Source organism: Bacillus sp. FSL W8-1202 (assembly GCF_038006165.1).
In the GTDB taxonomy this organism is placed as follows: Bacteria; Bacillota; Bacilli; order Bacillales; family Bacillaceae; genus Bacillus; species Bacillus subtilis.
Genome location: NZ_JBBOUR010000002.1, coordinates 249,990 through 271,869, shown reverse-complemented (window position 1 = coordinate 271,869; position 21,880 = coordinate 249,990). Strand labels below are relative to the sequence as shown.

General features: G+C 46.6%; 21 protein-coding genes. 5 read left to right on the top strand and 16 right to left on the bottom strand.

Annotation, left to right across the window (positions count from 1 at the left end; genetic code table 11):
- Window positions 1–11: 11 nt before the first annotated feature.
- On the bottom strand, window positions 12–1,046 hold the full coding sequence (gene pheS / locus NSQ09_RS21410; RefSeq protein ID WP_004398818.1) for a phenylalanine--tRNA ligase subunit alpha: 1,035 nt from the start codon (window positions 1,044–1,046) through the stop codon (window positions 12–14).
- Between the two features lie 81 nt (window positions 1,047–1,127).
- Here pheS and NSQ09_RS21405 point away from each other — a divergent pair, with 81 nt between their 5' ends.
- Window positions 1,128–1,334: a hypothetical protein gene (locus tag NSQ09_RS21405; RefSeq protein ID WP_004398812.1), complete on the top strand. Its 207-nt coding sequence runs from the start codon at window positions 1,128–1,130 to the stop codon at window positions 1,332–1,334.
- 66 nt (window positions 1,335–1,400) lie between these two features.
- On the opposite strand, the gene NSQ09_RS21400 is transcribed toward NSQ09_RS21405, so the two are convergent.
- On the bottom strand, window positions 1,401–2,147 hold the full coding sequence (locus tag NSQ09_RS21400) for a TrmH family RNA methyltransferase (protein WP_017696688.1): 747 nt from the start codon (window positions 2,145–2,147) through the stop codon (window positions 1,401–1,403).
- A 118-nt stretch (window positions 2,148–2,265) separates the two neighbouring features.
- Here NSQ09_RS21400 and sspI point away from each other — a divergent pair, with 118 nt between their 5' ends.
- The 4 genes from sspI to NSQ09_RS21380 all read left to right on the top strand — a co-directional run bounded on the left by sspI (window position 2,266) and on the right by NSQ09_RS21380 (window position 6,502).
- Window positions 2,266–2,481, top strand: coding sequence for a small acid-soluble spore protein SspI (sspI, locus tag NSQ09_RS21395; protein WP_003229525.1), 216 nt, complete (start codon window positions 2,266–2,268; stop codon window positions 2,479–2,481).
- A 68-nt stretch (window positions 2,482–2,549) separates the two neighbouring features.
- The gene (locus tag NSQ09_RS21390; RefSeq protein WP_341032640.1) at window positions 2,550–3,656 is read left to right on the top strand and encodes a CdaR family transcriptional regulator; all 1,107 of its coding nucleotides are present in this window, start codon (window positions 2,550–2,552) and stop codon (window positions 3,654–3,656) included.
- A gap of 102 nt (window positions 3,657–3,758) precedes the next feature.
- Complete coding sequence (gene glcD, locus NSQ09_RS21385) at window positions 3,759–5,171, top strand: glycolate oxidase subunit GlcD (protein ID WP_341032639.1); 1,413 nt, start codon at window positions 3,759–3,761, stop codon at window positions 5,169–5,171.
- Window positions 5,168–6,502: a (Fe-S)-binding protein gene (locus NSQ09_RS21380; RefSeq protein ID WP_129137828.1), complete on the top strand. Its 1,335-nt coding sequence runs from the start codon at window positions 5,168–5,170 to the stop codon at window positions 6,500–6,502. The genes glcD and NSQ09_RS21380 overlap by 4 nt, the downstream gene beginning before the upstream one ends.
- Window positions 6,503–6,540: 38 nt before the next feature.
- Here NSQ09_RS21380 and NSQ09_RS21375 read toward each other — a convergent pair whose 3' ends face one another.
- The 14 genes from NSQ09_RS21375 to NSQ09_RS21310 all read right to left on the bottom strand — a co-directional run bounded on the left by NSQ09_RS21375 (window position 6,541) and on the right by NSQ09_RS21310 (window position 21,879).
- The gene (locus tag NSQ09_RS21375; protein WP_225510034.1) at window positions 6,541–6,909 is read right to left on the bottom strand and encodes a VOC family protein; all 369 of its coding nucleotides are present in this window, start codon (window positions 6,907–6,909) and stop codon (window positions 6,541–6,543) included.
- The gene (locus NSQ09_RS21370) at window positions 6,824–7,012 is read right to left on the bottom strand and encodes a hypothetical protein (protein ID WP_100506469.1); all 189 of its coding nucleotides are present in this window, start codon (window positions 7,010–7,012) and stop codon (window positions 6,824–6,826) included. The genes NSQ09_RS21375 and NSQ09_RS21370 overlap by 86 nt, the downstream gene beginning before the upstream one ends.
- Complete coding sequence (cstA, locus tag NSQ09_RS21365; RefSeq protein WP_032726361.1) at window positions 6,955–8,751, bottom strand: carbon starvation protein CstA; 1,797 nt, start codon at window positions 8,749–8,751, stop codon at window positions 6,955–6,957. The genes NSQ09_RS21370 and cstA overlap by 58 nt, the downstream gene beginning before the upstream one ends.
- A gap of 151 nt (window positions 8,752–8,902) precedes the next feature.
- Window positions 8,903–10,405: an alpha-L-arabinofuranosidase AbfA gene (gene abfA, locus NSQ09_RS21360; RefSeq protein ID WP_003222445.1), complete on the bottom strand. Its 1,503-nt coding sequence runs from the start codon at window positions 10,403–10,405 to the stop codon at window positions 8,903–8,905.
- Window positions 10,406–10,423: 18 nt separating this feature from the next.
- Window positions 10,424–11,269, bottom strand: a complete 846-nt coding sequence (araQ, locus tag NSQ09_RS21355; RefSeq protein ID WP_017696695.1) for an arabinose ABC transporter permease AraQ — start codon at window positions 11,267–11,269, stop codon at window positions 10,424–10,426.
- On the bottom strand, window positions 11,270–12,211 hold the full coding sequence (locus tag NSQ09_RS21350; RefSeq protein ID WP_003229507.1) for a carbohydrate ABC transporter permease: 942 nt from the start codon (window positions 12,209–12,211) through the stop codon (window positions 11,270–11,272).
- A 35-nt stretch (window positions 12,212–12,246) separates the two neighbouring features.
- Complete coding sequence (locus tag NSQ09_RS21345) at window positions 12,247–13,548, bottom strand: ABC transporter substrate-binding protein (RefSeq protein ID WP_129137831.1); 1,302 nt, start codon at window positions 13,546–13,548, stop codon at window positions 12,247–12,249.
- Window positions 13,549–13,578: 30 nt separating this feature from the next.
- A complete protein-coding gene (egsA, locus tag NSQ09_RS21340) occupies window positions 13,579–14,763 on the bottom strand; it encodes a sn-glycerol-1-phosphate dehydrogenase (protein ID WP_144452714.1) in 1,185 nt (394 codons plus the stop codon).
- On the bottom strand, window positions 14,760–15,578 hold the full coding sequence (araL, locus tag NSQ09_RS21335; RefSeq protein ID WP_341032643.1) for a sugar-phosphatase AraL: 819 nt from the start codon (window positions 15,576–15,578) through the stop codon (window positions 14,760–14,762). Before araL ends, egsA begins: the two co-directional genes overlap by 4 nt.
- Window positions 15,556–16,245 (bottom strand): L-ribulose-5-phosphate 4-epimerase, encoded by a 690-nt coding sequence (gene araD / locus NSQ09_RS21330; RefSeq protein WP_003229501.1) that lies wholly within the window; start codon window positions 16,243–16,245, stop codon window positions 15,556–15,558. Before araD ends, araL begins: the two co-directional genes overlap by 23 nt.
- A gap of 16 nt (window positions 16,246–16,261) precedes the next feature.
- Window positions 16,262–17,944: a ribulokinase gene (gene araB, locus NSQ09_RS21325; RefSeq protein ID WP_014480518.1), complete on the bottom strand. Its 1,683-nt coding sequence runs from the start codon at window positions 17,942–17,944 to the stop codon at window positions 16,262–16,264.
- Window positions 17,945–17,957: 13 nt separating this feature from the next.
- Window positions 17,958–19,448, bottom strand: coding sequence for an L-arabinose isomerase (gene araA, locus NSQ09_RS21320; RefSeq protein WP_134156533.1), 1,491 nt, complete (start codon window positions 19,446–19,448; stop codon window positions 17,958–17,960).
- A 177-nt stretch (window positions 19,449–19,625) separates the two neighbouring features.
- Window positions 19,626–20,597 carry an arabinan endo-1,5-alpha-L-arabinosidase AbnA gene (abnA, locus tag NSQ09_RS21315; RefSeq protein WP_015251497.1) on the bottom strand — a complete coding sequence of 324 codons (972 nt, stop codon included), beginning with the start codon at window positions 20,595–20,597 and terminating at the stop codon, window positions 19,626–19,628.
- A 196-nt stretch (window positions 20,598–20,793) separates the two neighbouring features.
- Window positions 20,794–21,879 carry a M42 family metallopeptidase gene (locus NSQ09_RS21310; protein WP_003229495.1) on the bottom strand — a complete coding sequence of 362 codons (1,086 nt, stop codon included), beginning with the start codon at window positions 21,877–21,879 and terminating at the stop codon, window positions 20,794–20,796.
- Between the last annotated feature and the right edge of the window lies 1 nt (window position 21,880).

Below are 21,880 nucleotides of genomic sequence, written 5' to 3'. Positions count from 1 at the left end.
GCATCCTCCTCTTACGCCTGTTTAAACTGCGAAATAAATCTGACATCGTTTGTATAGAAGTGGCGGATATCATCAATGCCGTATTTCAGCATCGCGATGCGCTCAACACCCATTCCGAATGCGAAGCCCTGATATTCCTTCGGATCAAAGCCAGCCATTTTAAGCACGTTCGGGTGAACCATTCCGGCACCGAGGATTTCAATCCAGCCTGTTCCTTTACATACTGAGCAGCCGTTTCCACCACATTTAAAGCATGTCACATCCACTTCTACTGAAGGCTCAGTAAACGGGAAGAAGCTTGGGCGGAGTCTGATTTCACGGTCTTGCCCGAACATTTTTTTCGCAACGAGTTCAAGCGTTCCTTTTAAATCACTCATGCTGATGTTTTTGTCAACGACAAGCCCTTCAATTTGCATAAATTGGTGAGAGTGCGTCGCATCATCGTTATCACGGCGATATACTTTACCCGGGCAAATGATTTTAACGGGACCTTTGCCTTCATGCTTTTCCATCGTCCGTGTTTGGACAGGAGAAGTTTGCGTTCTCATCAAAGTCTCCTCTGTGATGTAAAAGCTGTCCTGCATATCGCGCGCAGGGTGTTCTTTCGGAAGATTGAGCGATTCGAAGTTGTAGTAATCCGTTTCAACCTCTGGCCCTTCCTCGACTGTGTAGCCCATACCGATAAATAAATCTTCAATTTCTTCAATGACAACAGTAAGCGGATGGCGGCCGCCGACTGCAACAGGGTTCCCCGGCAGCGTGACGTCAATTGTCTGTCCTGCAAGCTTCTGCTTCATTTCCTCTTCTTCAAGCTTCTCGTTTTTGTCAGCAATCGCATTGGCAATACGCTCCCTTACTTCGTTCGCGAGCGCCCCCATTTTTGGGCGTTCCTCAGCAGAAAGCTTGCCCATTCCGCGCAGCACTTCTGTAATCGGCCCTTTTTTTCCGAGATATTGCACCCGAATATCATTGACAACCTTCAATGAGCTTGCCGCTTCTACTTGTTCTAAAGCTTCTTGTTCCAGCTGTTTTAGCTTTTCTTCCATTTTGCATCCTCCTTTTATGTAAACAAACCGTCATATGTCTTTGGAAAATAAAAAAAACCCGTCCCTTGTACAAGGGACGAGTTGTGGCCGCGGTACCACCCTTATTTCAGACAGACTGATGCTGTCGTCAGCTTCATTGACATAACGGAATCAGATTCCGGTTCACCTTTACGCGCAGTGTACGCGGTCCCGGCGACAACTCAAGAGGTGAAGCCAATTTCCGGCTGCGTTAAAAATGCTCTCAGTCAGCGGCATTTTCTCCCTGGAAAGCAGTTGATCAGAAATTGAGGTCCTCTGTCACGGTTTTTGAAATATTATGTTCTATTATAGAGAAATCCAACGCTTGGCGCAACACTATCCTCGCAAGTGATACACGAGGATGGCAGCCGCAACCGCAACGTTTAGTGATTCAGCCTGTCCGTAAAGCGGCACGTACAGGTTCAAATCCGTTTTTTCCAGCAATGCAGCATCTACCCCTGCACCTTCATTTCCTACAATGAGCGCAAAGGATTCAGACTGAGGGATCTCCTGGTAAGGCGCTCCGTTTTGCAGCGCCGTGCCGTATACTTTTACGCCCTCTGCCTTCAATTCGTCCACATATGAATGCAGGTTTCTTCTCACAACAGGAATATGGAAGTGAGATCCTTGCGCAGATCGCAGTGTTTTTCCGTTAAAGGCGTCCGCCGTGCCGTCACCGAGTACAACCGCATCCAAACCCGCCGCATCAGCCGTTCGAATCATTGTGCCAAGGTTTCCCGGATCTTGAACAGCGTCAATCAGCAGCACCTTGCGTGCCGTTGCCAGCTTTTCTTCAGGCATATGGCACACAGCGGCAATCTGCTGCGGCGTTTCGGTTTCAGTCACAGCTGAAAACGCATCTTCACTCAGCATATAGCACTGGATACCAGTCTCAAGATCTGAAGGAATCTTCGTTTCATCCTTTACAAGGATTTCTTTCACAATGCCCGGGCTTTTCAACGCCTCTTCAACGAGGTGTTCTCCCTCTATCAGAAATGTATTTGTTTTTGTTCGTTCTTTTTTTGTGTGAAGCTTTTTCCAATCCTTCACTTTTTGGTTTTTTGCTGATTCTATTTGTTTCACTGTCTATGTGGCGCTCCTTTTTTTAACATGATGTTATTATATCGCAAGAACAGCACATAATAAACCAGGTGCAGGGTTAGAATATACGTATTACATTTTAGAAAAAGGAGCATTTTACATGGATCTTAATTTACGTCATGCCGTCATTGCCAATGTCACCGGCAATAATCAGGAGCAGCTTGAGCATACAATCGTAGATGCTATTCAAAGCGGTGAAGAAAAAATGCTTCCAGGGCTCGGCGTTTTATTCGAAGTCATTTGGCAGCACGCATCCGAAAGTGAGAAAAACGAAATGCTGAAAACGCTTGAAGGCGGATTAAAACCCGCCGAATAAGACATGAAACCGGGTGACAGCGCCCGGTTTTTTTCTTATATAATAAAAACATGATGAGGGGGAACGCCATGTTTTTACAGCCGTTATTAGCGAAAAAAATTATTGCTGAAGTTAAAAAAATGTACGAACGTGAAGTCATTATTGTAAACACGGACGGTCTTATTATGGCAGGCACAAACGATGAGCGTGTCGGACAATTTCATGAGGGAGCGCTTATCTGCGCAAAAGAAAGACGCAGCGTGATTATTACAAAAGAAGATGAAACAAGGTTAAAAGGAGTGAAAGCAGGCATAAACCTCCCTGTATTTTTTGACCATGATGTGATCGCCGTCTTCGGGCTGACAGGTGAGCCTGCAGAGATTCAGCCATTCGGAGAACTGCTTCGAAAAATGACAGAGCTGTTCATTAAGGAATCACGGCATTTAGAGCAATCCCAGTGGCGTGAGAGAATGCTGGAGTCCTTTATGATCGATTGGCTGCAACTAAAGGAGTGGTCTCCCAGTTTTCTTGAGAAAGCTCAGCTTCTTGGTGTTGACCTTGCCTCCCGGCGCCAAATGATTCTTATTCAGGGGTATGAGTGGTCACCTCATGATATTGAACAAATGGCACGCAGCTGGAAATCCTCGTACCCTGCGGATTTGTTCATCAGGTGGGGAAATGAACGGATCTTGATTAATCATGAAGTGCCGCAGCATGAACAAAGGGATCAGCTTTTACGGAAGATCCTTCACATTTGTTCGTTTGCCAATACCGCAAGCAGCCAATATACAGCAGCTGGCGCCGGAAGGGCTGTCGCAAGCTCCAGCCTGACAGATTCATACGAGCAAGCGGAAAAAGCGCTGGCTGTCAGCCTTAAGCGAAAAACGCCCATATTTGAAGAGGATCTGAAGCTTGATATGTGTCTGACGGAGATCAGCCCGGGAACCCGAAATGAATTTCCGCAAAGAGTATTAGGAGAGGCGCTAGAGCATCAGGAACTTATGAATACGTTACGGACTTTCTTTCATCACGATTTGTCTTTGAAACAAACCGCAGAAAATATGCATATTCATATCAATACATTGCGTTATCGTCTGGCTAAGGCTGAACAGCTGACGGGTTTACGTTTTGACCGTACCGAGGACATCGTCACGATGTACGTTGCACTCTATTTTTTAGATCAAGATACAAAATAGAGAGAGTTTCAGTTTCATTTTTTGTATGTCTCTCTATAGAAGGCTTTGCTTTTTTTCTTTTACAATAGATTGAAAGCGTTTTTTGACAGGGGGATGGGTGAAATGATCACCAAGGATGTAAAGGAGCAGCTGATTCGGATCTCCGGACCAGAAAACTTTGATGACTCGAATGCCGGCCGTCTCGTCTATTCATATGATGCGACGCCTCAGTATCAGTCTATGCCTGATGCCGTGATTGCTCCAAGGAATACTGATGAAGTATCACGCATTTTAACAATTTGCAGCGAACATCGAGTGCCGATCGTTCCAAGAGGATCAGGGACAAACCTGTGCGGCGGCACGTGCCCGACTGAAGGCGGACTTGTGCTTCTCTTTAAGCACATGAACCAGATTCTTGAGATTGATGAAGAAAATTTAACTGCCACAGTTCAGCCGGGCGTCATTACGTTGGATATGATCCGCGCGGTTGAAAGCAAAGGTTTATTTTATCCGCCTGACCCGAGTTCTATGAAAATATCAACTATCGGGGGCAACATCAATGAAAATTCCGGCGGGCTACGCGGATTAAAATACGGCGTCACCCGCGACTATGTTATTGGACTGGAGGTTGTTCTCGCAAATGGTGACATCATCCGCACCGGCGGAAAACTCGCAAAGGATGTGGCCGGATACGATCTCACACGTCTTTTTGTCGGCTCAGAAGGAACACTCGGCATTGTGACAGAGGCAATCGTCAAGCTCGTTCCAAAGCCTGAAACAAAGAAGACACTGCTTGCCCTATATGAAAACATCGATGCCGCTGCTCAAACGGTATCAGACATCATTGCCGCAAAAATCATACCCGCCACGCTTGAATTTCTCGACCAGCCTACACTTTTGGTGATTGAGGATTATGCCAAAATCGGACTTCCGACAAACGCAAAAGCAGTTCTGTTAATTGAACAAGACGGGCCATTTGAAACTGTTGAACGGGATATGGAAAAGATTGAGGCGATCTGCAAAAAAGGCGACGCCGTATCCGTTCAGACCGCACAAACGGAGGAGGAGGCATTCGCCCTGACTGAAGCACGGCGCTCTGCACTTTCTGCCCTAGCCCGCCTCAAACCGACGACGATTTTAGAGGATGCGACCGTTCCTCGCTCAGAAATCGCCAATATGGTTAAAGCGATTAATGATATTGCTGCTAAATATGATATTTCCATCTGCACCTTTGGTCATGCGGGAGACGGGAACCTTCACCCGACATGCACGACAGACATAAGAAATAAGGATGAAATGGAACGTGTCGAACAGGCTTTTGCCGAGATTTTTGAGAAAGCGATTGAACTTGGCGGGACGATAACCGGAGAGCACGGAGTCGGGGAAATGAAAGCGCCTTACTTGGAAATGAAGCTGAAAAAAGAAGGCATTGATGCGATGAAAGCGTTGAAAGCGGCATTTGACCCCCGGAACATATTAAATCCGGGCAAAGTGTTTGCGAAAGATGCCAGAAAACGTGTGGTGGCGGAAAGATGACAACAGAAAAAGAAATGAAACAGATCCAAAATGAATTTAAAGAGCGTATGGATGAAGGCGAGTTATTAAATTGTATGCGCTGCGGCTTCTGTCTTCCTTCCTGTCCGACCTATATCGAATCGGGATTTCAGGAAACACACTCTCCGCGCGGGCGTATCGCCTTAATGAAAGCCGTAGCCGACGGTATGATTGAACCGGATGAAGATGTCGAACGTTCGCTGTCACTTTGCCTCGGCTGCCGCGCCTGTGAGCCCGTATGCCCGTCTGGCGTGAAATACGGGCAGCTGCTTGAGGAAGCCAGAGATATTATCCACCAAAATAAAAAACACTCGCTTGGTGAACGTGTCATGCGAAAGACGGCTTTTCACGAGCTGTTTCCGCATCAAAACCGCATGCGCTCAGCTGTAAGCCTTATCGGTTTATATCAGCGGTCAGGGCTGCAAACCGCTGTGCGAAAATCAGGCATGCTTCGAGTCCTGCCTGAGCATTTGCGGACGATGGAAGCTGTTCTTCCTGATGTTCCAAAAAGCAAAGACATGAAACATCGGCCGCGTTTCCTGCCTTCCATTGGCCCCATGAAAAAACGGGTCGCCTTTTTTTCGGGCTGCTTAATGGATACAATGTTTTTACCGACCAATAACGCCACATTGAAGCTTTTACAGCTGGCAGGCTGCGACATTGTCATTCCGCCTGAACAGGCTTGCTGCGGGGCGCTTCATGGACACAGCGGTGAAAAAAACACAGGGAAAGAGCTCGCGAAACAAAATATCGCTGCTTTCGAAGCGTTAGACGTGGATGCAGTCATTACAAACGCAGGAGGATGCGGAGCCTTTCTCACTGAATATGATCATTTGCTGAAGGATGACCCTGAGTGGTCGGAACGGGCTGCCGCTTTTGTTCAAAAGCTGAAGGATTTTTCTTCTGTTTTGGTTGAACTCGATTTCCATCAAATGGATCTAGCACTCGAGACGCCTCAGGTCGTTACCTACCAAGATTCATGCCACCTAAGAAATGTAATGCATACGTCGCTTGAGCCCCGCCAGCTTCTTAAAAGCATAAAAGGTGCTGAATTCAAAGAAATGGAGAAAGCAGACAGTTGCTGCGGGTCAGCGGGAATTTACAACATCATCGAAGCTGAAATGTCTATGAAAATACTGGACAGCAAAATGGCTGCCGTCAAAGCAACCGAAGCGATCCTCATTGTAACAGCAAATCCCGGCTGCCTGCTGCAGATGAAGCTCGGCATTGAACGCGAAGGACTAAGCGGTAAAGTCAGAGCCGTTCACCTGGCTGATTTGCTATTAGAAGCAGCCGGGCACAAAACATCATGAGAAAGCCCAAAACAGACATTGTTTTGGGCTTTTGTGCGTTATTCCATCGGACTGCAAATTTCGATATAATGTCCATCCGGATCAGCGATATAGGCGACCGTCTGCCCCCATGGTTTCACTTTCGGCTCCCCGATAATCGATACGCCTTGTTCTCTCATCCTTTTGATGACCGCTTCTACATTTTCAGTAACAAACCCGATTTCAAATGTGTTTGAAGCAGATGTATCCGGAATGTCCAGCGCCGTGATGTCTCTGGCGCTTTCCCGGGTATTAAGCGCCAATATCGTAGACCCTGTATCAAATTCGACATACGTGCCGTGTTCAGCACGAATCGGCAGTCCTAAAATATCCCGGTAAAAATGAATAGCCCGCTTGCTGTCCGATACGTATAGAATAAGATATTTCATTGATAGATTCATTGCCAACCCCTCTCAGCATTTTCAATAGTCCTTCTAGCCCGGTATAGACGCTTCCATCCTTAAGCTCGGATCTTTCCACATCTGCGCCCATTTTTTCACAGCCGCCACGATAATGATGAAGCCTAACACCAGCATGATGATAGATAATACGCCATTCAATACACTATATCCTGCTGCTTCAGGATTGAGATACACATTGCGCACCATCCAATAGCCCGCATAATTGACAGTGACATATAAATAGGCAAGCGGGATAAGACAGGTCAGAATGTACCGGCGTTTATCGGCGATTTTCAGCACGATCGTCGCTCCGATAATCAGCCCCACTGAAGCCATCAGCTGATTAGAAACGCCGAAGAGCGCCCAAATGGAACCGATATCTCCTGAATACAGCAAGTACCCCCACATCAAACAGGCAAGCGCGCTGGCAAATACAGAGCCCGGAATCCAGTCTGTTTTCTTCAGCGGCTTATACACCTCCCCGAAGAAGTCCTGGATCAAATAACGGGCGACACGTGTGCCGGCGTCAATCGCTGTTAAAATAAAGACCGCTTCAAACATAATGACAAATTGGAAAAAGTATGAGGCCAAATGGCTGAAAAACGGCATTCCGGTAAAAATATAAGTCATTCCCACCGCAAGCGTAACGGCTCCCCCTGTTCTTCCTTCTAAGTCCAAACCGATTTCCCTGCTCAATTCAGGCAAATGTACGACATTCATGCCAAGCGTACGGAAAACCTCAGGCGTGCTGTTAATCGCAAAGTAATCAGCAGGCTGTAAAGCGGTCGCTGCAATCAGCGCCATGATGCCGACAAGACACTCAACAAGCATTGCGCCAAACGCAACCGGCTTCATATCACTCCATTTATTCAGCATTTTCGGTGTCGTTCCTGAGCCGACAAAGGCATGGAACCCAGAGATCGCCCCGCAGGCGATGGTTATTGAGATGAACGGCCAGACAGGTCCTGCCAGCACCGGCCCGCCGCCTTTTACGAATTCTGTAAACGCAGGAAACGGAATAGACGGATTGACGACAAACACACCAACAATCAAAGCGATAAAAACACCGATTTTCATAAAGCTGCTTAAATAATCACGCGGAGCCAGAAGCAGCCAAACGGGAAGCGCAGCCGCAAAAAATGCATAAACAGGAAGCGCGATTGCAAGCGCTTTCGTATCTAGCGTTAAAAAGTCACCGAGCGCGGTAGTCTGTACCCACGGACCGATAAAGACTCCTGCCATTAAAAAGAGAAAGCCGACCGTTGAAGCGAGCTTTAAATTTCCCGTTTTCTTATAAAATAAGCCCACACCCATCGCAATCGGAATCGTAATCCCTACCGCAAATGTTCCCCATGGATTACGTTCAAGCGCATGCAAGACAACCATCGACAGGCCCGCCATTGTGATCGTGATGATAAACAGCATGGACAGTCCTGTACAAAATCCTGCAACAGGGCCAAGCTCATCCTTCGCCACTTCCGACAGCGATTTTCCGTTTTTGCGCATCGATGCAAACAACACCACAATATCATGGACGGCTCCCCCAATTACCGCCCCGATTAACAGCCACAATAATCCCGGCAAATAGCCAAACTGCGCCGCCAGAATTGGTCCGACCAGCGGCCCGGCCGCTGCGATCGCGGCAAAGTGGTGGCCGAACGAAACCCATTTATTTGTAGGCACATAGTCTTTCCCATCCTCAAGCGCATGAGCAGGTGTTGGCTTGTCATCATTCACTTTGAGAACCTTCACCATCATAAATGTTCCGTATAAACGATAGGCAATAGCCAAAATACACATTGATGCTATCACAATTGTAACCGCATTCATTTTCTCCCATCCCCTTTGCTGTTTTTCATAAATATATCATAATTTCATGGTGAAAAGCGGTCATTTTTTCCTATACAAAAAGCCGGCTTGAACGGGCCGGCTCGTGGCAGTTGAAAGACAAGCCGGAGAGAAATCTCCGGCTTAGCTTCTCTTATGACTGTTTTTTCAGGCGGATCACATTCCAGGAAAGCGGCGTGAAATGAGCAGTTAAGCCGTTTTCGCTGACAGACGATGTTCCGTTGGAATGCGGAACGACATTTTTTCTGTTATGCTGGTTTGTCGCTTTGATATCCTGATGCTCAAGTACGATGTGCTCTGCGATTTGGTAGGATTCAAAGCCTCTGAGCGAAATCTCCGTCTCCATCTGATCCTCAGCCTTGTTTACCGCAAAAATAGTGAGTGTTTCTTCCTCTTCAGAGTACACAACAGCAGCATCAACATATGGCACATCAGTGAAATCAGAACAATCGTACTTAGGAGAGGAAATAAGCGGTTTCAGTGACTCGCCCCTTCCGTAAACAGAAGCATGCATGTATGGATAGAAAATCGGCTGTCTCCATGCTTCTCCGCCTTTTTCCGTCATGATCGGCGCGATGACATTGACAAGCTGTGCAAGACACGCAATTTTCACACGGTCTGCGTGCTGCAGCATCGTAATGAGCAGAGAGCCGACTAATAAGGCATCTTCAAAATTGTAAATATCCTCTAAAATCGGACGCGCAGTGATCCACGGCTCGACTTTTTTATCAGCCTCATTTGAGTGGTACCAGACGTTCCATTCATCCAGAGAAAGATTAATTGTTTTCTTGCTGCGTGTTTTTGCTTTTACATAGTCACAGGTCGCAGCGACTGATTTGATAAAATGATCCAAATCCATAGAACGTGCCAAGTAGTTTGGCAGATTGTTATCCCGGTTTCCGTAGTAGGTGTGAAGAGAGATATAGTCGACATGCTCATACGTATGCTCCAGCACCTTCGCTTCCCAATCGATAAAGGTCGGCATGCCGCTGTTTGAGCTGCCGCAGGCAACGAGTTCAATTGATGGGTCAACCCACTTCATGACCTTTGCTGTTTCTGCGGCAAGCCGTCCGTATTCATCAGCTGTTTTGTGGCCGATCTGCCACGGTCCATCCATTTCGTTTCCTAAGCACCATGTTTTGATGCCATACGGCTGTTCATAGCCATGCGATCTTCTTAAATCACTCCAGTAAGAGCCTTTCGGGTGGTTGCAGTATTCAACGAGATTACGGGCGGCATCTATGCCTCTTGTGCCGAGGTTGACGGCCATATTGACCTCAGTGTTCACCTTTTTGGCCCAAGATAAAAATTCATTTGTTCCCACTTCATTGGTTTCTGTCGTTTGCCATGCCAAGTCAAGCCGTCTCGGGCGGTTTTCGACTGGTCCGACACCGTCCTCCCAGTTGTATCCGGATAAAAAGTTTCCGCCCGGATAGCGGATGATGGGAACCTGTAATTCTTTGATCAGCGACTGAACATCTTTTCTAAACCCATCTTCATCCGCTTCAGGGTGATCAGGCTCGTATATGCCTTCATATACCGCACGACCCATATGTTCGATAAACGAGCCATAAATCCGTTTATCTACTTCACCGATTTTATATTCTTTGTCTACAATCATTCGCGCTTTTTTCATCACACGTTTCCTCCTTCATTAACCTTTGACTCCCCCTACCGTCAGGCCGGAGATAAAGTACTTTTGGAAAAACAAGAAAATGATAATCACCGGCAAAATCGCAAATACTGAGCCGGATATAAGCATGTCGTAATTATTTCCATAAGGGCTCAGCAAGCTGGACAGCCCTATTGGAAGCGTAAACATTTCTTTCGACCGAAGCACAATCAGCGGCCACAAGAAGTTGTTCCAGCTGTTTAAGGACTGAAGGATAATCATCGCACCGAAAGCCGGTTTCATCAGCGGTGCCATAATCCTGAAAAAGATGCCGAATTCCGTACAGCCGTCCATCCTTGCAGAGTCCAGCAGATCTCTTGGAAGGCCAAGAGCATATTGCCTAAAAAAGAAAACGGCAACAGGTGAAACGATAAACGGCAATATGACACCTGTATATGAATCGATCAAGTGCAGTCCGACGGTAAGCTTAAACAGAGGAAGCATCATCACTTCCAGCGGAACCATCATGATAATCAGCACAAGAACAAAGATGATATTTCTGCCCTTAAAATCATAAACCGCAAGCCCGTACCCGATCATCGAAGAAAAAAACAGGGTAAGCACGGTTGTGAAAAGCCCAAGTACAAGACTGTTAAAAAACCATTTGAAATAAATGCTTCCGCCGTTAAACAGAAATGTATAATTATCAAGACTCATTACTTTAGGATCAATGTCGAGATTGAGCCCCACACGCAAAAGCTCAGATGAGGGCTTTAATGATCCTAAAAGCAAACAGAAAATCGGAAAAAGATACAATAGGCTCAGCATCATAAAAAACAGGGTTAGTGCGATTCTGTAAACGCTGAACTGAGGACTGTGCCGCAACATTTATCCCTCCCCCTTAAACGAGCCTGACAGCTTTAATGAAATCAGGCTGACAACAAGGATCACAATCAAAAGCACGATGCCGATGGCTGCTCCGTACCCCATTTCGTTGTAGGCAAGTCCCTGCTGATACAAATATCCGACAAGCGTCAGACCAATATTACCCGGGGAATTATTCTGCCAAAGGACGTAGCTTTCCTCAAACATCCTGAAGCCGCCGATGATGCTGATGGTCAGCACATATACGGTTACAGGCTTGAGAAACGGCAGCGTGATGTGCAGAAATTTTTTCATTGTATTCGCGCCGTCTATATCAGCGGCTTCGTACAGCTCTTTCGGCACATTTTGCAAACCGGCTAAAAAGTAAAGGATGTTGATTCCCATCCATCTCCATGAAGCAAGCAGCACCATCAAAAACATGCCGGTATGTTCATTGTTCATCCAGTTCTGAGGTGAAAAGCCGAGTTTGAGTAGGATGGAATTGGCCAGAGACGTTTCCATTTCTCCGAAGATCAGCCGAAAAATGATCCCCGCGACAATGGTGGAGGTCAATGCCGGGATGAATAATGCTGATTTAAATATATTTCTAAATTTGACCAGCTTTGAATTCAGGAATATGGCCAGAAGCAATGGGACAGGAATCAGCACGATTAGCGTCCAAAAGGTGTATTCCAGCGTATTCCAAAGGGCGGTATAGAACGTCGGGTTGTTTAGCGCTGTATAATTAGACAATCCGACAAAGGACACCTCTCCCGGCAAAATTCTTTGGAAGCTCATGATGAAGACACTAATGATGGGGTATAGAAAAAATACGAGAAAGGATAAAACGAATGGCGCTGTAAACAGATAGGGCGCCGCTTTTTTTGAATAAAATAGATCTCGCCAGCCTGATTGTTTCGCAGCTGAAGGAACGGGATGAACCGTTCCTGTTTTCACAGGTTTCATGAGAACCTCCCCGCTTTCACTTTTTGAATGGGATTCTATTTCTGTTTCAGTTCACCTGCCGCTCTGTCCAAGGCTTGTTTAGGCGTTTTTTGCTGAGATTTAAGTGCGTCGAACAACACGCTTCTGTTGACAAGGTCTGAAGCCTTGGCAAAATCCTCATGTAAATAAATCGGATTGATTTCATCCTTGATATCGAGCAGCACGGAAAAAATGCCTGTTCCGTTTTGGAAGTAATCCGTGTATTTGTTTTTCTCTTTCAATTCCTTGGAGCTCCAGACATCCCAGCGAAGCGGGTCAAACCCAAGTACGCTCCAGAGCTTTTTGTTTCCTTCTTTAGAGCCCTTCGCAAAGGCTAAAAACTCTGTTGCTAACTCAACATGCTTGGCTTGCTTCGGCACAACGGTTGCCGTACCGCCCAAACCTGCCGAGCGGTCGCCTCCCTCTTTCCATGCCGGGAGCGGCCTGATGGCAATCTTCCCTTTCAGATCAGGCATATAATCGATAAATCTTCCCATATACCAAATCGGCATGAGGACTGAAGCAGCTCCTCCTTGGTTCATAAAGCCGTAGTATTCTTCACTGTGATGCCCGCCGCCCGGCGCAGGAATCATCGTTTTATCATTGATCATGTCTTTTAAATATTGAAGTGTTTTTACGTTGGTGTCATTATTGAGGATCAGCTTGCCGTTTTTATCAAAATAGCCTGAGTTTTGCTGTGAAATAATAGATAAGAACGTTCCGGAATCATTTGTTTCCACCGTTCCCATCGGCTTCCCGGTCACTTTGCGCACTTTCTGTCCGGCTTTATGGTAATCATCCCATGTTTTAATATCGTCAGGATTGACGCCGGCTTTCTTCATAACATCCATGTTATAAAACATGACTGTTGTTCCTACATGCGTATCGAGTCCGTAAAGCTTGCCGTTTTTGCTGTACAGGGTCAGCCGCGCCTCAACGAATTTATCGCGGTCCTTTTCAATCAGCGGAGTCAAGTCGGCAAGCGGTATGTCAGAGCCCTTCAAAAAGTTTGAAAAACGGGCCAATTCAACATCGGCAATATCAGGGACGCCTTCTCCCGCTATTAAGGAGATAGACAAGTTATCGTGCATTTGTCCATACGGATAAACGACCGTATTCAGCTTAATTTTGCGGTCAGGATATTTTTTATTCCATTCCTTCACCATTTCCACATAGAACTGCTCATGAAGCCCGTTAAATGTCCAAAAGGTCAGCTCGGTTTCACCCGACTTCCCGGATGATCTTTCTGCTGAACACCCGGCAATGACTAATGTCAGCAGCATCATGAGCACAAGAAAACAGACAGTCATTTTTTTCATCTGCGTTACCCCTTCCATTCGAGGTGCGGGCTATTCATATAGACCATGGTTGATCAGCGTTTTGTTTTCATTAATGATTCTTAATCCGGTGCAGCGGTCTCTTAAGGTGTGCGCGTGTCTGAAGGCATTCTTGACGGAATCCTGCCCGACACCGATTTCGTCAAAATACGCAGGGCCTCCGGCTGATCTCAGCCAATCAGCCAGCACTTCTCCTTCCGGGAGAGTTTGATAAGCCGATTGGATGGCTTGCCGCCGGCTCGGTGAAAATTCGTTCAGCCCGTCATCCTTAGCGAGCTTTCTGTATGTGTCAGTTAATAAAACAGCTGCACAGCCCACCTTTGCCCCATGAAGAATCTGCGGCCGTTTTTTCTCCATTAATTCCATCTCAATCCAATGTGAAATATGATGCTCTCCGCCTGATGCCGGGCGGGAATGATCTAATGCCAGCATGACAAGCCCCGATACAAGTAAAGACTCCATCAAAACCCGTATGCCTGTTTCCGTTTTCATCGCAATGTCTTCTGTGTGTTCAATGCAGGCAGCAAGCGCCTCCTGAACAATCTTAGCTCCTGCTGGCGAATAAGGCTCGCCGGCAAGATGCCGGGATATTTCCCAATCTGCTAAAGACGTTATTTTACCGAGCATGTCACCAAATCCAGCCGCCACCATTGACTGCGGTGCCGCTTTTAATAGATCCAGATCAGCGAACAGTGCAGACGGGGCCTTCGTTTGAATGGTTGTTTTCGTACCGTATAAAACAATCGGCGCCCCTGCTGATGTAAAACCGTCTACAGATGGAGCAGTCGGATAAGAAATAAACGGCAAATCTCTTTGAAACGCCGCAAAGCGGACGATATCATGAATCGTGCCCGAACCGACTGCGATCATGACATCCGTTGTTTGTTTCGTATGGATCAGCACATGAATGAGCGATCGTTCATCAGCTGTCACATCTCCGGCTTCATTTTCTGGAATGATCAGGCACTCGGCCTGAAATCCTGCTTGATTCAGTCGGTTTTCTAAATCAATTCCTGCAATGCGGTGTGTATTCGCGTCGCAAACAAGGACAATATGTTTGTAGTTTTTTCGTTTTACATAATCCAAAAGCGAATCAGCTGCTTGCTTACCGAGAACAATTTCTTCAACTTTTATAGGCAACGTCTTTTCTCCGGCGTGTTCAAAAGCACGCTGAACGTCAGCTGCGATACGATTCATATCAGAATCCCCTCCTCAGCCAATTTGGTTACATCCTTAACAGAATCCAGCACATAATCCGGCGTGTACAAACGCTGTTCGCCCTGTTTCGCAGAACCAGTAAGCACTAAGGCGCTTTTCATGCCATAAAGCTTCCCCATCGCAATGTCAGATTCAATGCTGTCTCCTATAATCATGCATTCATGTGCGGACAGTCCCATTGCTGTACAGGCAGCCTCCGCCATCAGCCATGACGGCTTTCCGACAACAAGTTCAGTCTTCGCTTGTGCGGAAGCCTCTATCGCCCCAATCATTCCAGCCACATCAATGGCATTTCCGTCTTCGTTCGGAAAAGAGCGGTCTTTGTTTGTAGCGATAATACGAGCGCCGCCGGCAGCCGCTTGAAAGGCTTGATTTAAATCTTCGTACGTGAGCGTTTCATGAAGGGAGATCACGAGCCAATCCGCTTCCTTCGGTTCGTTCGCGTTCTGCACGCCGGCCAGCCTCAGCTCGTCAACCAAGCCTTGCTCCCCAAGCACCCATACCTTTGAAAAACGATAATGTTTTTTCAGAAAAGCCGCTGTCACGCTTGATGACAGAACAATGTCGTTTACGTTCGTTTCAATCCCCGCGCCAAGAAGTTTTTTTCTGCACATGGCACGGGAGATATTCCCCCGGTTGCTTAAAAAGACGATTTTCTTTCCCATTCTCCTAAGCGTTTTGATCGCTTCTCTTGCTCCTTCGATCAACTCATTTCCTCTGAATACAGTACCGTCCAAGTCAATCAGAATGCCGGCTGGTGACACAGGCGTATCATGACTGGCCATAATACGCATTTGCTCCGTGTTTTCGATAAAAATGCTTTTCATGCAGGACTGTATTGATTGGGGTTACATCCTTGTTCAGCATAATAGAGTGATAGGCCATTTCGGCAACCGTTTCTAATACAACTGCGTTATGAATGGCATTTAAGGCGTCAGTGCCCCAGCAGAACGGTCCGTGATTATTCACGAGCACACCCGGCACCTGTTCGTAGTTATGATGCTGAAAGGTTTCCGCTATGACTTTTCCTGTATTCAGTTCGTAGTCATGAATGATTTCTTCATCATACATTTCTCGAGTACATGGAATCGCACTGTCAAAATAATCAGCATGGGTCGTGCCTAACGGAGGGATGTCTCTGCCCGATTGCGCCCAGCTTGTCGCCCATTGGGAATGGGTATGGACAATTCCCCCGATATTCGGAAAGGCTTTATATAGATAAACATGGGTAGGTGTATCTGAAGAAGGCTTAAGCGAGCCTTCGACGACCTCTCCATCAAGGTTCAAAACAACCAAGTCATCTGCTGTAAGGTCGCTGTATTCGACTCCGCTAGGTTTGATGACAATTCTTTCTTTTTCACGGTCAATGCCGCTGACATTTCCCCACGTAAAGGTTACCAGCTGATGCTCTTGAAGCTTCAGGTTGGCAGCCAGCACTTCTTTTTTTAATGTTTCAAGCATGCTCCATCACCCTTTATCAATTCTTTTTTGCGGCAGATGAAAATTGAAGATTTTTGATCGTTTTCAGACGCTTCATGACATGGTTTTCTTTTCCGAAATAATGAACCAGCTCTTTATATTCAGCGTACAATTTTTCATAAACCGCGGCGTTTTCGGCATTTGGCGTATAAGTTATATCTTTCAGTTTTCCCATGTTCGCCGCTGCCTCTTTGATGTCATCGTAGCCGCCTTTTTCTTTGCCTGCTGCAAGCGCACCGAAAATGGCAGATCCTAAGGCTGGGGCTTGCGGTGAACCAGAGATTTTAATGTCCATGTTTGTCACATCCGCATAAATCTGCATGACAAACGGGTTTTTCTCAGCTATTCCGCCCGCTGCGTATAGTTCCTCAATCGGAACACCGCTTTCTTTGAATGTTTCGATAATCATCCGGGTTCCGTAAGCTGTCGCTTCAACTAACGCTCTATAAATCTCTTCAGGCTTCGTCAGCAGTGTCATTCCAAGCAGCATCCCTGTTAAATCTGCATCAACAAGAGTTGAACGGTTTCCATTCCACCAATCTAAAGCAAGCAGGCCGCTTTCACCTGGCGCTTGATGGTTTGCTTTCTCACTCAGCAGCTCATGAACGCCAATGTTTTTTTCCTTTGCTTCCTCTTGATAAGCTGGCGGGACACATGTTTTCACAAACCAGTCAAAATGATCGCCGACACAGGACTGCCCGGCTTCATATCCCGCATAGCCCGGGAGAATTCCGTTGTCCACAACGCCGCACATACCTGGAACGATATGCACCTCTTCACCAAGAAGAACATGGCACGTTGAGGTTCCCATAATCATCAGCATTTTCCCTGGCTCTGTAATGCCAACCGCCGGTACGGAAACATGAGCGTCCACATTGGCAACCGCAACAGCCGTTCCCGGGAGAAGCCCTGTCAGCTTTGCCATTTTTTCAGTCAGACTGCCGGCTTTTTCTCCTACCGAATGAATAGAACCTGCCAATTTGTCCTTTGTAATCGTTTTCATTGAAGGATTTAATTTCTCAAAGAAATCATCTGACGGATACCCCGCTTTTTCACTCCACATCGCTTTATACCCTGCGGTACAATTGCTTCGCTTGAGCGAGCCGCACAGCTGGTACACGATCCAGTCCGCAGCCTCGATGATCCGGTCAGCCGCTTCATAAATGTGAGGCGCTTCCTCGGCAATTTGCATGACCTTTGGAATCATCCATTCTGATGAAATTTTTCCTCCGTACCGCTGTAAAAAAGCCTTCCCTTCTTCTTCCGCGATTTGATTGAGCCGATCAGCATGTTTTTGGGCCGCATGATGCTTCCAGAGCTTCACATAGCTGTGCGGCTCCTCTTCATATTCAGGCAGCATGCATAACGGCTGCCCGCTGCTGTCAATAGGAAGGATCGTACATGCCGTGAAATCAATTCCAATCCCGATAATGTCTTTCGGTTCAACGCCCGTCTGTTCGAGTAAAGACGGAATGGTTGTTTCCAAGACTTCGAGGTAATCAGCAGGGTGCTGCAGCGCCCAGTCACGCGGCAGCTTTTGACCCGTTTTTGGAAGGACGGTATCAATGACAGCATGCCGGTATTCTTTTACAGCAGCCGCAAGTTCCTCCCCTGTTTGGACATGAACGAGCACTGCTCTTCCTGATAAAGTTCCAAAATCAACCCCTATTGTGTAAGCCATGTGACATCCCCCTCTACTTTTGAAGCCGGTAAAGCGCCTCGTTCCATTTTAACTCGTGTTTCAGTTTATGAATTGTCGTATCACGGGAAATGAGAACACTTTCGATTCCCGCCATTTCCGCCCAATCAAGCATTTGCTCCGCTGTCAGTTCATAAGACAGGCAGGTATGGTGTGCACCGCCGGCTAAAATCCATGCCTCCGCTGCTGTTTTCAATGACGGCTCCGGCTTCCAGAGAACACGGGCAACCGGTAAATTCGGCATGTCTTTTTCAATTTCCTGGCCGTTGACTTCATTCAGCACAAGGCGGAAACGCCCGCCAATATCAACAATGCTAGCTTGAATGGCAGAACCGCTGATGCCGTTAAATACAAAACGCGCAGGGTCCTCTTTGCCGCCAATCGAAAGCGAATGAACCTCGATTTTCGGCTGATCCAAAGCGACAGTCGGACACACTTCAAGCATGTGAGAGCCCAGAATCATTTCATTTCCCGGTTCAAAATGGTACGTGTAATCTTCCATGAAGGAAGTTCTTTTTCCTTTAGCCATGATTTTCATCATCCGTACAAGGGCCGCTGTCTTCCAATCTCCTTCACCGGCAAACCCGTAGCCTTTCTCCATCAGGCGCTGAACAGCAAGTCCCGGCAGCTGTTTCATTCCGTGCAGCACTTCAAACGATGTCGTAAACGCTGTGTATCCGCCTTGCTCAAGAAAAGCGGTTAAGCCAAGCTCAATTTTCGCCTGTTCTTTAATGGACGCTACCTTTGCTTCGTCACGTTTTGTTTCCTCACTGATCACATATAGTCTGTCATACTCGGCATAAAGCGTGTCAACCTCGTCGTCCGTAATGCGATCCATCACTTCAACGAGATCCCCGATGCCATATCCGTCAACCTGCCAGCCAAATTGAATATGCGCTCCCACCTTGTCTCCGTCCGTTACCGCTACATGACGCATGTTATCTCCAAATCTGGCAACCTTAATATGTCTGCTTTCATTTAATGCAGCCGCCGTATCCATCCACTGGGACATTTCTTTTTTCACTTCTTCATCATCCCAATAGCCGGCAATGACTTTTCGGCTAAGCCCCATTCTCGAGTTGATGTAACCGTACTCTCGATCGCCATGCGCGGATTGGTTGCTGTTCATAAAATCCATGTCAATCGTACCCCACGGGATATCGCGATTATATTGGGTATGCAAATGCATAAGCGGTTTTTGATAAGAGGAAAGGCCTTCTATCCACATTTTTGCAGGGGAAAATGTGTGCATCCATGTAATGATGCCAGCACATGTCTCACTGTACTCCGCTTCTCTTAACAGCTCTCTAATGGTTTCCGGTGAAGTGACGACGGGCTTATGAGTGATTTTATATCTGGAAGAAATCCCGCTGAGCCCCTCACAAATGCTTTTAGCATGCTGATCTACGAGTTCCAGCGTCTCTTCCCCGTATAGGTGCTGGCTTCCTGTCACAAACCAGAATTCATAATCCTTTGTCTGAAGCATGTAAACTGCCCCTTTCTCATAAAATAAAACGCTTTCAAATACAAAAGATACGTACTAATGATAGAAAGTAAACCTATAAATAAATATTTGTACGAACAATTTTATTATAGTAATTGACTATTATACTGTCAATCTTTTCTTTTAAAAAAAGCCGGGGGCAGAGCCCGGCTTTTTGATTCAATAGGACGGCCAGCCCGAGCTCCAATTCAAATCATTGATGAGAAGCTTTGGAATGCCGTTGTCATTGGCATCATAGGCATGGCGAACAAGAATGTTTCCGTTCACAATATCCTGGCCTCCAGGTCCTTTCCATTGGTCATTGCCCGAATCCAAAATGGTGCCTCCGCCTTCAAGCATGCTTTTTCCGCTTTTATCAAGATAAGGGCCTGTAATGTTTTTGGATCTTCCGTAAGCAATTTTGTACGTACTGTTTACCCCGTCACAGCATTTATCAAATGAAACCATTAAATAGTAATAGCCATTTTGATACGTAAGAGTAGGAGCTTCTAAGGCACCTCCATTATTCGGTCTAGCTGCAATCGAATAGAGCGAGCCTGTAGGCTTCATCGTACTCTTATCGAGCTTAGTCAGCTTAATGCCGCTCCAAAACGAGCCGAATGCGAGCCACGGATTGCCATCCTTGTCGAATGTCAGCTCCGGGTCAATGGCGTTATAATTATTTGAGCTTGTCGAACGAATCACCAAGCCCTCGTCCTTCCAGCTCCCCGAACTGATGCTTGTTGAAGATGCCAGGCCAATGGCAGATGTATTGCTTCCAAAAGAAGAAACGGAATAATATAGCCAGTACTTGCCGTTATAGTATTGGATGTCCGGCGCCCACTGGTTTTGGCCATAATTCGGCACATAATTGGACCACCACGATAGCGGTGTAGTGAAAATGGATTTTTGTACGGTCCAATTTTTAGCGTCTGAAGACTTCAAAACCCGCAGTCCCCGTTCTTCAGTAAGCCCTGTTCCGAGCGCATACCATGAGCTCCCCTCTTTAATCATAGTCGGGTCATGAAGCAGCTCATTGGATGCACCCCAAAACGCTGCCTCTGCGGGAGCAGCAGATGTGAATATCAAACCTGCAGCCAGAGCTGCACTCGAAAAGTGTAAGAAGCGTTTCCATGTTTTTTTCTTTTTAATTTTGTTCAACCTCCTTTAAATTAGAAAGCGCTTACAAATTAGATTGTTTATCCTCCCTTCCTGTCAAATCGAGCTGCGTATCATATATCGTCATGTTCAGGAAATTTTCGGTATCCCCTTTATTGTAGTCACTATGCTGTAATTTGTACAGACAAAAAAATAGAATCCGCCTAAATAGGCGGATTCTTCCGTATCTTTATTGGTACGTAATTTCGTCAACCGTTTTTCGGTCTAACTTCTTAATGACTTCTGTAATTAACTTTACCGCGTTTTCATAATCATCACGATGCAGCATGGCCGCGTGCGTATGAATGTAGCGGGTTGCAATGGTAATGGACAGCGCAGGAACGCCATTTGCCGTCAAATGGATGGCACCCGAATCAGTTCCGCCGCCGGCAATGGCATCAAATTGGTACGGAATGCCGGCTTCCTCCGCAGTGGCTACAACTGCATCGCGCAAACCTTTGTGAGAGACCATGGATGCATCGTAAACGATAATCTGCGGGCCTTTGCCCATTTTGCTCTGCGCTTCCTTCTCAGAAATGCCAGGCGTGTCTCCTGCTATTCCTACATCAACTCCAAACGCAATATCAGGCTGAATGGTGTGTGCAGCCGTTTTCGCTCCTCTCAGCCCGACTTCCTCCTGCACGGTTCCGACGCCATACACTATATTTGGATGGTCTGTGTTTTGTAAGTTTCTTAACACATCAATTGCAATCGCACAGCCGATGCGGTTGTCCCAGGCCTTTGCGAGTAGGAATTTTTCATTGTTCATGACCGTAAATTCAAAATGCGGAACGATCATATCTCCCGGAAGTACACCCCACTCCAAGGCTTCTTCCCGGCTTGAAGCTCCAATATCAATAAACATATCTTTTATTTCCACTGATTTTTTTCTTGCTTCAGGAGACAAAATATGGGGCGGCTTAGAGCCGATAACCCCTGTGATTTCTCCTTTTTTTGTGACAATGGTGACGCGCTGGGCAAGCATAACCTGAGCCCACCAGCCGCCAACGGTTTGAAAACGGATAAAGCCTTTATCTGTGATTTGTGTCACCATAAAGCCGACTTCATCCAAATGTCCGGCGATCATAATTTTCGGGCCGTTTTCTGCACCAGTTTTTTTGGCAATTAAACTGCCCAGGCGATCTGTTGTCACCTCATCAGCAAATGGTTCTATGTATGATTTCATCACTTGCCTTACTTCTCTTTCATTGCCCGGTATGCCTTTTGCATCTGTTAAATCTTTCAGCATGGTCAATGTTTCATCTAATTTTGCCATG